The 13484-nt window shown below is 64.5% G+C and carries 12 protein-coding genes; 9 read left to right on the top strand and 3 right to left on the bottom strand.

Going from position 1 to position 13484, the window contains the following annotated elements:
• Positions 1 to 62 precede the first annotated feature (62 nt).
• The 7 genes from Q0367_RS06825 to treS all read left to right on the top strand — a co-directional run bounded on the left by Q0367_RS06825 (position 63) and on the right by treS (position 8806).
• Positions 63 to 1481 carry a prenyltransferase/squalene oxidase repeat-containing protein gene (locus Q0367_RS06825; RefSeq protein ID WP_298981308.1) on the top strand — a complete coding sequence of 473 codons (1419 nt, stop codon included), beginning with the start codon at positions 63 to 65 and terminating at the stop codon, positions 1479 to 1481.
• A gap of 159 nt (positions 1482 to 1640) precedes the next feature.
• Positions 1641 to 2420, top strand: a complete 780-nt coding sequence (locus Q0367_RS06820) for a hypothetical protein (protein WP_298981307.1) — start codon at positions 1641 to 1643, stop codon at positions 2418 to 2420.
• A complete protein-coding gene (locus tag Q0367_RS06815; protein WP_298981306.1) occupies positions 2417 to 3307 on the top strand; it encodes an ECF transporter S component in 891 nt (296 codons plus the stop codon). Before Q0367_RS06820 ends, Q0367_RS06815 begins: the two co-directional genes overlap by 4 nt.
• Positions 3292 to 4359 (top strand): energy-coupling factor transporter transmembrane component T, encoded by a 1068-nt coding sequence (locus Q0367_RS06810; RefSeq protein ID WP_298981305.1) that lies wholly within the window; start codon positions 3292 to 3294, stop codon positions 4357 to 4359. The genes Q0367_RS06815 and Q0367_RS06810 overlap by 16 nt, the downstream gene beginning before the upstream one ends.
• 11 nt (positions 4360 to 4370) lie before the next feature.
• Positions 4371 to 5999 carry an ABC transporter ATP-binding protein gene (locus Q0367_RS06805; RefSeq protein ID WP_298981304.1) on the top strand — a complete coding sequence of 543 codons (1629 nt, stop codon included), beginning with the start codon at positions 4371 to 4373 and terminating at the stop codon, positions 5997 to 5999.
• Positions 5987 to 6550: a cob(I)yrinic acid a,c-diamide adenosyltransferase gene (locus Q0367_RS06800; RefSeq protein WP_297640582.1), complete on the top strand. Its 564-nt coding sequence runs from the start codon at positions 5987 to 5989 to the stop codon at positions 6548 to 6550. The genes Q0367_RS06805 and Q0367_RS06800 overlap by 13 nt, the downstream gene beginning before the upstream one ends.
• 171 nt (positions 6551 to 6721) lie before the next feature.
• Complete coding sequence (gene treS / locus Q0367_RS06795; protein WP_298981303.1) at positions 6722 to 8806, top strand: maltose alpha-D-glucosyltransferase; 2085 nt, start codon at positions 6722 to 6724, stop codon at positions 8804 to 8806.
• Between the two features lie 52 nt (positions 8807 to 8858).
• Here treS and Q0367_RS06790 read toward each other — a convergent pair whose 3' ends face one another.
• On the bottom strand, positions 8859 to 9737 hold the full coding sequence (locus Q0367_RS06790) for a hypothetical protein (RefSeq protein ID WP_298981302.1): 879 nt from the start codon (positions 9735 to 9737) through the stop codon (positions 8859 to 8861).
• A gap of 86 nt (positions 9738 to 9823) precedes the next feature.
• On the opposite strand from Q0367_RS06790, the gene Q0367_RS06785 reads away from it, so the two are divergent.
• Complete coding sequence (locus tag Q0367_RS06785) at positions 9824 to 10819, top strand: YhdH/YhfP family quinone oxidoreductase (protein WP_298981301.1); 996 nt, start codon at positions 9824 to 9826, stop codon at positions 10817 to 10819.
• A gap of 106 nt (positions 10820 to 10925) precedes the next feature.
• Here Q0367_RS06785 and Q0367_RS06780 read toward each other — a convergent pair whose 3' ends face one another.
• Together Q0367_RS06780 and Q0367_RS06775 are read right to left on the bottom strand one after the other, a co-directional pair.
• The gene (locus Q0367_RS06780) at positions 10926 to 11345 is read right to left on the bottom strand and encodes an OsmC family protein (RefSeq protein WP_298981300.1); all 420 of its coding nucleotides are present in this window, start codon (positions 11343 to 11345) and stop codon (positions 10926 to 10928) included.
• Between the two features lie 148 nt (positions 11346 to 11493).
• Entirely contained in the window at positions 11494 to 12492 is a 999-nt protein-coding gene (locus Q0367_RS06775) for an NAD(P)/FAD-dependent oxidoreductase (protein ID WP_297640573.1), read from the bottom strand.
• Between the two features lie 143 nt (positions 12493 to 12635).
• Here Q0367_RS06775 and Q0367_RS06770 point away from each other — a divergent pair, with 143 nt between their 5' ends.
• Complete coding sequence (locus tag Q0367_RS06770) at positions 12636 to 13409, top strand: GNAT family N-acetyltransferase (RefSeq protein ID WP_298981299.1); 774 nt, start codon at positions 12636 to 12638, stop codon at positions 13407 to 13409.
• Positions 13410 to 13484 lie beyond the last annotated feature (75 nt).

Here is a 13484-nt window from a genome sequence, read left to right as displayed (position 1 = left end):
GTTGGGAAGGGCGGCGCTGATTCGTATGTGGAACAACGGCAAAAGAAAGCGTGAGGAGAAGGATGAAACGGCAAACAGTATTGTCAATCGCAACGCTTCTGCCCGTCGTATTGGTCGGCGCGACGCTGTGGCTGCTCTCTCCTGCAGCCGCGGTTTTCGCCGTCACCCATGCGGCCGATCGCACAGTGATTTTTGCAAGCGAGGAGATTGACGCAAGGGCGGCGCAGACAGAGACGCTCAACACCGCCGCAATCGTCGTCCAGTTCGATGATCGCCGCAGCGTCGTCCGTGAAGTCGAATTCGACGCGCCCATCTCCGGGCTGGAGGCTCTGCAAGCCTCCGGGCTGGATGTCACCGTCGCCGAGACCTCCTTCGGCCCGGCCGTGTGCGCCATCGAAGGGGTCGGGTGTCCGGCGGATGATTGCTTCTGCAATCCGGACCTGTTCTGGAGCTACAACTTCTGGGATGGAGAGAACTGGCAGAGCTATCCTGTGGGCGCCGCCTCCTCGGTGATCTCCCAGACCGGCGCCATCGAGGGGTGGCGTTGGGGCGCTTTTGGCAGCGCGCAGACGCCACCCGACCGGGCGCTGGCCGCAGCGCGCGCGCTGGCGTGGCTGCGCACTCAGCAAGACCCCGAGACCGGCGGCTTCGGCGAGAGCTTCAGCAGCGCCGTAGAGGTTTTAATGGCGTTGGGCGCCAACCATGAGCGCCCAGAAGACTGGCGAGCGGAGGGCGATGGGCGCTCGCTTGACGCCTATCTCCTGCCGCGGGCGCGCAGCTACAGCCTCAGCGGCGCAGCGCCCGCCGGCAAGCTGGCCGTCGCCTTCGCCGCAGCCGACGCCTGCCGCCCTGCGCGCACGGTGAAACCTTCCTTCCATTACAGCGAAACCCTCGGCGCCTACGCAGCGGACAGCGGCCCGAACGCCTGGGCGATCCTCGGCGCAACGGCTGTCAGCGAGACGATCCCCGCCGACGCCGTGGACTCCTTAAAAGAGCAACAACAGGAGAATGGCGGCTGGGAGTGGCAGGCCGGCTTCGGAACCGACACCAACACCACGGCGCTGGCGGTTCAGGCGTTGATCGCCGCCGGAGAGCCTGCCGATTCTCCGGCGATTGCACAGGCGCTGGCTTTCCTCGCCAGCGCACAGCAGGAGAACGGCGGCTTCGTCTACGACCCGAAGACGCCCGAATACGGTGCCGACGCCAACTCGACCGCCTACGTGATCCAGGCGATCCTCGCCGCCGGCGGCGACCCGGCCGGCGAGGATTGGACGAAGAACGGCGCCACGCCTTTCGATTTCTTGCTCAGCCTGCAGCTGTCTGAGGGCGCTTTCGAGTGGCAGCCAGAAACCGGCGCCAACCTGTTGGCGACGGCGCAGGCCGTGCCTGCACTCTTGGGGCATAGCCATCCCATTGCGGTGCGCGATCTGGAGTTCTGCGCCGACCGGAGGCTGCGACTGCTGCTCGAACAGCAGGAGTAACGCCGGACACAGGTTGCACTTTGCAGCGATGCGGCGGACGCCCACCATGCTCATTCTACACCGGCCGATATGAAGATGGATTCAACGCAAAGGCGCAAAGATGCGAAGGCGCCAAGAAAAACAAAAAGCTTTGCGCCTTCGGCGAAATTTTCATCGTTTGTGACGCCGTCAGGCGCGGCGCATGTCTCCCTCTTGCGCCGTCTGGCCTATTGCGCAGCGATGATTCTTGCGCTGCTGGCGTCCGCCCCTGCGATGGCCCAGGAGGGAAATCGCGCCGGCCTGGTGATCGCGCACGGCGACGGCAGCATCGCAGCGCGCTGCGTGGCCTTCGATGAATCCTCGCTCAGCGGTGCAGAGCTGCTGATGCGCAGCGGCCTCGACCTGGCGATGGAGGCCGGAGCGATGGGCGTCGCCGTCTGCCGCATCGACGGCGAAGGATGCAACTTTCCACAAGAATCGTGCTTCTGTCAATGTGAAAGCAGCCCCTGCTTCTACTGGTCTTATTGGCGGCTGAAAGGGGGCGAATGGGTGTACAGCAATCTCGGCGCGGGCAACACAACCGTGCGTCACGGCGACGTCGAGGGGTGGCGCTGGGGAGCGAGCGCCGGGGAAACGGCCGAGCCCCCGCCGCCGATGACCTTTGAGCAAATTTGCGCCTCCTCGATGGCGACGCAGCAAACGACGCCCATCTCAGAGCCGAAGACTTCAGACGAGGGCGCAGGGGACAGGGGGGCAGGGGAGCAAAGCAGCGGCGAGGCCGGCGAACAACGAGATGACGGTCAGACGCATGAGGACGCCACAGCAAAAAATGAGGAGACCGTTTCTGCGGCGCCCTCGCCTGTGGCGGCGGTGGGTGCGCTGCTCGGCGCGCTGGCGGCGTTGCCGGTTGCGGCGCTCTTGATTGTGTGGCTGCGTCGCAGCGCGCGGAGGCGCCCATGACGCGCGCGCTGCGCCTCCTCACCTACGGCCTGACCAGCCTGGTCGGGCTTGGCGCTTTTCTCTACCCCTTCTGGCTGCCGGAAGTGACCCAGCAAGTCAACGGCGTCTCCGCGCACGCCAACGACAGCGCCCTGATGATGACATTGCTGGTGGGCCTTTGCTTCGTCGTCCTCCTGCTTGAGGTGCAGCAGGACGCGGTCGGCGCAAAGACAATTGCCCTGCTCGGCGTGTTGGTGGCGATCAACGCCACCCTGCGCTTCATCGAAACGGCGATCCCGGGCCCAGGCGGTTTCAGCCCCGTCTTTTTGCTGATCGTCCTGGGCGGCTATGTGTTCGGCAGCGGCTTTGGCTTTCTGCTCGGCGCGCTGACCTTACTCGTCTCGGCGCTCGTGACCGGCGGCGTCGGCCCCTGGTTGCCCTATCAGATGGTCGCAGCCGGATGGGTGGGCCTGACTGCGCCGCTCTGTCGCCCTGTTGCAGCGGCGCTGGAGCGCATCTTCTTGACGCGCCACGCACCAGGCGCCACGCGCCAGGCGCCGGGCGTTGAACTCTGGACGCTCGCCGTCTTCGCCGCCTACTGGGGGCTGCTTTACGGCGCCATCATGAATCTCTGGTTCTGGCCGTTCGCCGTGGGTCCGGCGCAGATGCATTGGACGCCGGGCGTCGGCGCTTGGGAGACGGTGCAGCGGTATCTGGTCTTTTATGTCGTCACTTCGCTGGCGTGGGACCTGGCGCGGGCGGCGGGCAATTTGCTGCTGGTGGCGGTCGCCGGCGCGGCGCTTTTGCGCGTCCTGCGTCGTTTTCAGCGTCGTTTTGCGTTTGTCTATACGCCGGCAGTCGCGGCGGCCGGCGAGAAATGCGCGGAGGCTGCATGGACGTCTCGGTGAAGGGCGCGTTGACGCCAAACGCATGGCGCGCAGCCTCGCATCTCCGGCGCAGCATCCATTCCATGGCATGGATGGCCTGGGTCGCTGCGATCGTAGTCATCGCCACGCTGACGCGCAATCCCTGGTATCTGGGGTTGGTGATCGCCAGCGTTGCGTTTGTGCGCCGGCGCTGCGCGGCTCCATCCGAGTCTCCCCACGCAACGTTGCTTTCGCCTGTGCGCTTCAGCCTATTGGTCATCACGACGGCTGCGCTGTTCAACATGGCGATGGTGCACGTCGGCGCCACCGTGCTCTTTACGCTGCCGCCGTGGATTCCGCTGCTGGGCGGCGCGTGGACGCTGGAGGCGTTGGCGTATGGCGCGCTCAACGGCGCAGCGTTGGTGAGCCTTTTCCTCGGCTTCAGCGTGCTGAATCGTGCGACATCGGTGCGTTCGCTGCTGCGCCTCATCCCGCGTGCGTTCTATCCGGTCGCGGTGGTGACATCGATCGCAGTTTCGTTCATCCCGACCACCTTGCAGCAGATTGAGCAGATTCGCGAGGCGCAGGCGGTGCGCGGCCATCGGCTGCGCGGGGTGCGCAGCTGGCTGCCGTTGCTGATTCCGCTGCTGGAAGGCGGCATGGAGCGCGCGCTGCAGCTCGCCGAGGCGATGACGGCGCGCGGTTTCGCCGGCGGCGTCGAGACGCGCGACCGCTGGCCGCAAATGCTGACGTTGACCGGCTTTGTCGGCCTCGTTGCGGGCTGGTTGTTGCAAATCGTCTGGCGACAGCAGGAGGCGGGGGCTGCGTTGCTGGCGTTCGGCGCGCTCCTGCTGCTGACAGGCCTCTGGCGCGCCGGTCGTCGCCATCCGCACACCGTCTATCGCCCAGAGCAATGGCGAGCGCGCGACTGGCTGGTGGCGGTCGCTGCAGGAGCGGCGGCGCTCGCCTATCTGCTGCCGCTCTTTGCGCGGGAGACGCTTTTCTATTACCCCTATCCGGCGCTCAGCTGGCCTGCTTTCGACTGGCGCATCGGGCTGGCGACGCTGGGACTGCTGGCGCCGGCTCTTTCGTAAAGGGAAACGCAATGATTCGTCTTGAGCATGTCACCTACACCTATCCAGACGCCGCGTCGCCGGCGTTGAACGACGTTTCCCTGGAGCTGCCGGAAGGGCAGTTGATCCTGGTGATCGGCCCTTCGGGCGCAGGCAAATCGACGCTGTTGCGCTGTCTCAACGGATTGACGCCCCACTTCAGCGGCGGCGTTCTCCGCGGCGCCATCCATGTGGCGGGGCTTGACCCGGTGAGCGTCACCCCGCGCGTGCTCAGTCGCCACGTCGGCTTTGTCTTTCAAGACCCGGAGGCGCAGTTCGTCACCGAAACCGTCGAGGATGAGATCGCTTTCGCCCTGGAAAACGCCGCCATGTCGCGACAGGAGATGCGCGTACGCGTGGAGGAGACGCTCGACCTGCTCGATCTGACGCCGCTGCGCGACCGCCCGATCAAGACGCTTTCCGGCGGAGAACGTCAGCGCGTGGCGATCGCCGCCGCGCTGGCGCTGCGGCCTTCCATCCTGGCGCTGGACGAACCGACCTCTCAGCTCGACCCGAAATCCGCCGAAGACGTCCTGAACTCGCTGGTGCGGCTCAATCAGGATTTAGGGCTGACCATCATTCTGGCCGAACACCGGCTCGAACGCGTGTTGCCGTACGTAGACAGCATTCTCTATCTGCCCGACGACGATGGACCGGTCCTGTTCGACGACGTGCGCACGATGATGGGAAAGATCGAGCTTGCGCCGCCGTTGGTGAGGCTCGGCAAGGCGCTCGGCTGGCGCCCCCTGCCGTTGACCATCAAAGAGGGCTTGCGCTTCAGCCGCCCCTGGTTCGCCGAACACAGCGTCGCCGCGCTGCGCCGGTCGAAGCCACAACCGGCGCGCAACGGCGAGCCTTCTATCCGGGCGCGCGGGGTCAAGGTGCGCTTCGGCCAGCAGGAGGCGTTGCGCGGGATCGATCTCGAGCTGTGGCCCGGGGAAATCGTCGTGCTGATGGGACGCAACGGCGCGGGCAAGACCACCCTGCTGCGCTCACTGGTGGGGCTGGTGCGCCCGCACGCCGGCGTCATTGAGGTGGCCGGACAAAATATCGCCGGCCAGCAGGTCGCCGACATCTGCCGCAAGGTGGGCTATCTGCCGCAAGACCCCAACACCTTGCTCTTCGCCGAAAGCGTGGAGCAAGAGCTGCGGGTGACGCTGCGAAATCACAGGATGGATGCGGAGGAGCGCAAAATTGCAGCGCTGCTACAGCGGCTAAAGCTCCACGACAAGATGAACGCCTACCCGCGCGACCTCAGCGTCGGCGAACGGCAGCGAGTGGCGCTGGCCGCCATCAGTGTGACGCAGCCGGGCGCCCTGCTGCTCGACGAGCCGACGCGCGGGCTGGATTACGCGGCCAAACAGGAGCTGGAGCGGATGCTGCGCGAATGGCGCGACGAGGGCATGGCGATCCTCGTCGTCACCCACGACGTCGAGCTGGCTGCGGCCATCGCCGACCGCGTGATCCTGATGAGCCAGGGCGAAATCATCGCCGAAGGCCCTCCGGCGGACGTCCTGGCGACGTCGCCGCTCTTCGCGCCGCAGATCGCCCGATTGTTTCCGGAAAGCGGCTGGCTGACCGTTGAAGATGTGCTAGGAGCAAATGGACGATGCCAAGACTGACCAAAATCTACACCAAAAAAGGGGATGCAGGGGAAACCTCGCTGGGCGGCGGCCAGCGCGTGCCCAAGGATCATCTGCGCGTCGCCGCCTATGGCTCGGTGGATGAACTGAATTCACAGATCGGCCTGGCGCTGGCTTATGGGCTATGTGAAAAATTGTCGCAGGTGTTGCCTGAGATTCAAAACGAACTCTTCGACCTTGGCTCCGACCTCGCCTTCCGCGAAGAGGACAAAGCCCTTTATCCGATCCCTCAGATCGAAGCCAGACACGTCGAGCGGCTGGAAAAGCTGATCGACGAGATGACGGCCGTCGTCGGCCCGCTGGAAAATTTCATCCTGCCGGGCGGGTCGCCGGGCGCCGCTCACCTGCATGTGGCGCGCACGGTTTGCCGTCGCGCCGAGCGCGATGTCACCGCGCTGGCAAGGGAAGAACCGATCGGCGCCTATGCGCTTGCCTATCTCAACCGTCTTTCGGACGCGCTCTTCGTAATGGCGCGCTATGAAAATTACATGCGGGGCGCGCCGGAGCCGCTGTGGCGTCCTGGCGCCTGACCCGAACAGACGACACACCCTGACGGCGCCGCAAGCTCCGCCGACGATGAAAATGTCCCGGAGGCGCAAAGGCTTTCTTGCTTTGCGCCTTTTTACGTGAAAGCTATTTTTAGAACCGATTATGCAAAACCCCCTCTCACGATCCATAATGGAACGTAAAAAGGGGGAGCTATGAACGATCCTGCCCACGCGACGCATCCATCGCAGCCGCCCGGCGACGACGAAATCCGCTGGCTGCTCGAGCACGCCATGCTGGAACAGAGTGCAGCCATCCGCCGCCGCTACATCGCCAACGGCGCGTTGTGGCGCCGACCCTACGCCAACGCCCAGCCTCGCGCAGCGGCGGCGATGGCCTCCGTCTGGTTCGCAGCCTATCCGAACGCCATCATCACCCGTCCGGGCGAATCGGTGCTGCGCACTTTGGGCGATCCGGCGCTCTGGCGCACCTTCGCCGAAATCGGCATCCAGGCCGTTCACACCGGCCCGATGAAGCGCGCCGGCGGCGTCAGCGCCCGCACGTTCACGCCCTCGATCGACGGCAACTTCGATCGCATCGGCCTGGAGATCGACCCGGCGCTGGGGACGACCGCAGAGTTCATCGCCATGTGTCAGACGGCCAAAGCCCATGGCGCCATCGTCATCGACGACATTGTGCCAGGCCACACCGGCAAGGGGCCGGACTTCCGCCTCGCCGAACGCGCCTATGGAGAGTATCCGGGCATCTATCACATGGTCGAGATTGCGCCTGAAGACTGGCCGCTCCTGCCGCCCGTTCCCGAAGGCAGAGATTCCGTCAACCTGCCGCACGCCAGCGTCCTCGCTTTGCGCGACAAAGGGTATATCGTCGGGCCGCTGCCGCGCACGATCTTCTACGAGCCAGGCGTCAAAGAGACGGACTGGAGCGCCACCGACGTCGTGGTGGGCGTCGACGGCGTTGCGCGGCGCTGGGTCTATCTGCACTATTTCAAGGAAGGACAGCCGACGCTCAACTGGCTTGACCCGTCGTTCGCAGCGCAGCGGCTGGTGCTAGGCGACGCGCTCCATTCGCTCGGCGTGCTCGGCGCGTCGATGCTGCGGCTCGACGCCAACGGCTTTCTCGGCATCGAGCGCCGCGTCGACGGCTCGGTGTGGTCCGAGGGGCACCCCCTCTCGGTGACCGCCAACCAGCTGATCGCCGGGCTGGTGCGCAAGATGGGCGGCTTCACCTTCCAGGAGCTCAATCTCACCGTGGACGACATCGCCATCATGTCGCGCGGAGGCGCCGACCTTTCCTATGATTTCATCACGCGTCCGGCCTATCACGTGGCGCTCGTCACGGGCGACGCCGAATTCCTGCGCTTGATGCTGCGCGAAATGCACAGCGCCGGCGTAGACCCCGCCTCGCTGGTGCACGCGCTGCAAAATCACGACGAGTTGACGCTGGAGCTGGTGCACTTCTGGACGTTGCACAAGGACGACCGCTACGCGTTCGGCGGCCGCGAGCTCAGCGGCGGCGAGCTGCGCGAACAGATTCGGGCGCTCATGTACGAACGGCTCGCCGGCCCGGAGACCCCCTACAACCTGCGCTTCACGACCAACGGCGTGGCCTGCACCATGGCGTCGCTGGCTGCGGCCGCGCTGCGCCTCCGCGACCTGGAGCATCTCGACGATGAGCAGGTCGCTGCAATTCAGCGCGCCCATCTGCTGATGGCGATGTACAACGCGCTGCAGCCCGGCGTCTTCGCCCTCTCCGGCTGGGACCTGGTCGGCGCGCTGACGTTGCCCGCCGAAGCCGTGGCCGACCGCATGGCCGACGGCGACACGCGCTGGATCAACCGCGGCGCGTATGACCTCATGGACGTCAATCCGACGGCTACGCATTCCGAGGCGGGTCTGCCGCGCGCTCGCGCGCTCTACGGCTCACTGCCCGAACAGCTGCGCACTCCCGGCTCTTTCGTCAGCGAGTTGCGACGGCTGCTAGACGTGCGCAGGCGCTATCGACTCTACGCCAGCCGCCAGATCGCAGTGCCTGACGCACAGTCCCCTGGGCTGTTGATCCTGGTGCACGAGCTGCCGGACAATCTGGGGGTAGAGGTCACGGCGCTCAACTTTTCCCTTGAGCCGGTCGAGGAGATGATCACACTGCCAGGGCTAAGCAACCTGCCCGTGCGCGAACTCCTGCAAGATGAAGATGCGGGCCGTATCGACGAGCATGGCCGCTTTTGGGTGCGTCTCCAGGGACATGAAGGCAAGGCGTATCTGACAGAGCAACGGTGAACGCGCCATCGGCGGGCCTTTCCGGGCGGCTTCGCAGCGTCACTGGGGAAGTTCAGGTCTGGCCGTTGCGCAATTTTCTCTGTCGTTCCAATAAAATTTCCATTCTTTTCCGCAGCTCGTTATGAAGCGCAAGCTGGCGCTTTTCCCGGCAAGCGGAAGCTCGCAAAGGCTCGCCGAAAACAACGTGGACGGTCGCCGGAAAGCGATGCGGCGCCATCGCCTGCAACATGGCCGCAAAGCGCTCGCGGTCGGCCGGCTTTTTGTACAGGCGAGTGAGCGGGTTGTGCAGGGCGCGAGGATTGAAGACGTTGCTCACCAGCGTGGGGACGACGGTGAGATCGGACGCCAGCCTTGCGAAAAGGTCGACGCTCGGCGACCAGCGCGCCAGCGATTCGACGGCGCCGGAGAGATGGGCGGGGTCCGGCTCGATGCAGCCGGCGGGGAAGGTGAGGGCAGCGCCGTTGCGCCGCAGATGCATCCCGACGGCGCGCACGACGCTCAGCTGCGAAGCGCCGTCTTCCTTTACAAAGATGAGTTGCCTCGCCATGTGAGGAAGGGCTTGAAGAAAAGGACGCTCCGCTGCAACGGTCATCAGGTCAGGCCGGGGAATCGTGGCAAAAAGCGCCAGCGTGTCGGCGATGCCGGGATGGTTGGAAGCGAAGAGCAACGGTGAATCCTGGGGGACGCAATCGATGCCGTCGGCCTGCACAGTCGTCGCAAAACGCTCGAGCGCCCATGCTGCGGCGGCCTGCAGCCCCATCGCGGCGACGCGACGGTCGAACTCGGCGACCGTGCGCGCAAAACGCTGCGCCGGCCTGTGACAGAGGGCTGAAAGCAGGCGTCGCCCATGGCGCAGCCGGTTCAACCCAAAGGCCGCCAACATGTCTTGAATGGTGATGCGCGTCAGCGCAGCAACGTCGGCGCTCTGCATAGTTCGTGGTCAATAGTGTAGCGCATCCACCGCGCACAGCGTGGATGGATTCATCCATACCGTATCATGAGATCAGGAGCCCTTTCATGACAATCCAGTTTGACGCTCTCTGGGTGGAAGAACAGCCCGATGGCTCCTTCCGCCGTTCGGTCGTGCAGCGCAGCGTCGAAGCGTTGCCCCCGGGCGATCTGTTGATCCGGGTGCACTATTCTTCGCTGAATTACAAGGACGCCCTGTCCGCCAGCGGCCATCGCGGGGTGACGCGCGCCTATCCGCACACCCCCGGCATCGATGCTGCGGGCGTAGTGGTGGAAAGCGCCGTCGAGGCCTTCAGCCCCGGCGATGAGGTGATCGTCATCGGCTATGACTTGGGCATGAACACGCCGGGCGGCTTTGGCGGCTACATTCGCGTGCCCGCCGCCTGGGCGGTGAAACGCCCGGCCGGCCTCACCCTGCGCGAGAGCATGGCGTTGGGCACGGCCGGCTTCACGGCGGCGCAGTGCGTGGAGGCGCTGCTTCAACATGGCGTGCAGAGCGGCGAGGTGTTGGTCACCGGCGCTACGGGCGGCGTCGGCGGCGTTGCCGTGGCGTTGCTGCATAAGCTGGGCATCCCCGTCGTCGCCGCCACCGGCAAAATGGAAGAAGCCGACTATCTGCGTCGCATCGGCGCGACTGCCGTGATTCCCCGCAGCGAAGTCGACGATCGCTCCGGTCGGCCGCTTCTGCGTGAGCGCTGGGCGGGCGTCGTGGATACGGTGGGCGGCGCCATCCTGGCGACGGCGATCCGCTCCACCCGCTATGGCGGCTCGGTGGCGGCGTGCGGCATGGCGGCGTCGCCATCGCTGGAGCTGACCGTCTATCCGTTTATTTTGCGCGGCGTCAAATTGCTGGGCGTCGACTCGGTGAACGTCCCCATTGCAGAGCGACGACGAGTCTGGGAGCTGTTGGCGGGGGAATGGAAGCTATCGAATCTGGAAGCCATGGCCCGAGAGGTCTCCTTGCACGACCTCAGCGCCGAGATCGACGCCATGCTCCTCGGCCAACAGCGCGGGCGCGTGGTCGTCGTGCATGAAGGTGTATAGCCTGGCGAGCGGATAAACTCTTCACCTCCATCATCCAGAAAGCTTCAGGCTTTCCGGATGATGGGATTTTCTCTCGTCGCCGACTCGTTGGGCCTGCGAAGAGCGGCTACGCCTCTTCTACAATCTCATATTTCAATGCAATTGGCGCAGCCTTACGCAACATGGCCTGCGCCGGGCAGTATTTTTCCTCGGAAAGTTGAATGGCGCGCTCCACCGCCGCCGGGTCGATGTTGCGCCCGCGCACCACATAGGTGACCTGAATGTCGGTGAAAACGTGCGGGTGCTCTTTGGCCCGTTCGGCGTGGACCTGGACCTCGAAGCCGGTGACCTCCTGTCGTTTTTTGCGCAGAATCGAGATCACATCCATCGCCGTGCAGCCTGCCAGGCTGAGCGCCATCAACTCCATCGGACGAAACCCCTTGTTGGCGCCGCCCACTTCCGGTGCGGCGTCAAGCGTCAGCGTATGTCCGCTGTCCGCCGTCCCCTCAAACTCCATGTCCCCGCGCCACGTGACCTTTGCCTGCATGCTCTTCACCTTTCTTTTTTGGATCTGATGAACGAATCGCCTGGATGAGCGTCTTTATGGATGGCGTAGCGTGGAGGCATCGCTTGCGTTTCATGCAGCTTGCACCACGCCACGCCCCAAAGATGCATCCAATCTTAATCTGCGGCTTTTACTTTGACCAATCCACCGCCATTTGGCGGCGGCCATGCAACTCTTTGTCGACGGCCATTGCGGCGACCGCGCCTTCTGCAGCCGCAACCACCGCCTGCTTGACGTGATTGCAGAGCACATCCCCGATGGCGTAGACGCCCGGCAAGGAGGTGCGAAACTCTCTATCGACGACAATGCAGCCGGTCTCGCTGATTTCCAACTGCCCCTGTAAAAAGTCCGTGATCGGCTGCGCGCCTTGCAGGTAGAAGAAGGCGCCGCTGACGGGCAGAATGCTCTCGCCCTGCCCGCGCCGCGCGATGCGCAGCCCTTCGACGTGCTGGCTGCCCAACACCTCGCGCACCACCGTTCCCAAATGCACCGTGACCTTGGGATGGTGCATGATCTCCTCCACAAGATGCTGCGGCGCTTTGAGCTCGGGCGTCGGCGACAGCAGATGGACGTGAGCGGCGAAGCGCGTCAGGAAGAGCGCCTCTTCGATCGCTTCATCGCTGTTGCCGGCTACGGCGACAGTCTGCCCCTGGAAAAACGCGGCGTCGCAGGTCGCGCAGTAGGAGACGCCGCGCCCGAGCAGCTCATCCTCGCCTTTGACGCGCTGACCGCGGCCCATCGACCCTGTGGCGATGATCACGGCGCGGCCGCTGTAGGTTCCGGCGTTGCCAAAAATCAGCTTCGGCTCGCTGAGCAGGTCGACGGCCTGCACTTTGTCCTGGATGAAGCGTGCGCCAAACGAGGCGGCCTGATCGCGCATGCGCTGCAGCAGCTCGGCGCCGCTGATCGCCTCTGGGATGCCCGGATAGTTGGCGATCTTGGATGTCATTCCCAGGGCGCCTGCGGTCAACCCTTTGTCGATGACGGCGGTCTTCAGTCCGGCGCGCGCCGCGTAGATCGCTGCAGTGGCGCCCGCCGGCCCCCCGCCGATGATGACCACGTCGTATGCATGTTCTTCGGCCTCATGGCCATTTGTCGTTGGTTCAATCAGATTGAATGTGAATTCCATAGTTTGTATTGCCTCCCGAAAAGGTTAGATGCGGCCCGCGTTAGATCGTTACAACCTCGGGATTTCACTCGCCGGAATCGCCGGCGTTTTGTTATACTCGTTTCCAATGAAGCTTCTCGTTGAAATTAAAGGATTGCACAACGATGATCGATCCCCAAGCCATTCTCATGCTGGAAACGCTCGCCGCCCACGCCTGGCCTGCCGCCGAGGTGGAAAGCTGCGGCGGCTGGCAGCTGCGCAGCGCACAGGGCGTCACGCGGCGCGCCAATTCGGTCTGGCCCAACGGCGAGGACGGCGCATTGGCGCTGGAAACCAAGCTGGCGCACGTCGAGCGTTTCTATGCAGAGCGCAACCTGCCTGCGCGCTATCAAATCAGTGACGCGATGCAGCCCGCCGAGCTGGATGAAGTGCTCGCCGCGCGCGGCTATGCAGTGGAGGCGCCCACCACCGTCCAGGTTGCGCCGCTGCGCACCTTGCTGGAGCGCCTGCCCTCGCTGCGTCACTATCCTGCCTTTGAGGTCGAAGTCAGCGAGGAGTTCGACCCCGCTTGGTTCGACCTGTACTGCGCCGCCGAGCGGATCGACGATCGGGCGGCCGCAGTGCGCCGCTCGATCCTGGAGCGCATTGCGCCCCTTCATGGCTTCGTGACCCTCTACGCCGACGCAACGCCGGCGGCTGTCGGCCTTGGCGTGATCGAGGAAGGCTGGCTGGGCGTCTTCAGCATGGCGACGCTGCCCGAATTTCGTCGTCGCGGGGCCGCACGCGCCATCTTGCGCACGCTGGCCGTGTGGGCGCAGCTTTACAACGCGCACTCCGCCTATTTGCAGGTGACGGAAGAAAACCTGCCCGCACAACGCCTCTACGCCTCCGCCGGGTTCCGCACCGCCTACCGCTACCATTATCGGGTGAAGCCATAAAAATTTTTGACAAAGTCAGGCGCCCCAAGTATAGTTAGAAATGCTAACTAAAATTTGGGATTTCAGCATTTGAAT

Source organism: uncultured Caldilinea sp. (assembly GCF_937128415.1).
Classification (GTDB): domain Bacteria; phylum Chloroflexota; class Anaerolineae; order Caldilineales; family Caldilineaceae; genus Caldilinea.
This window is presented reverse-complemented; position numbering and strand designations above follow the sequence as displayed.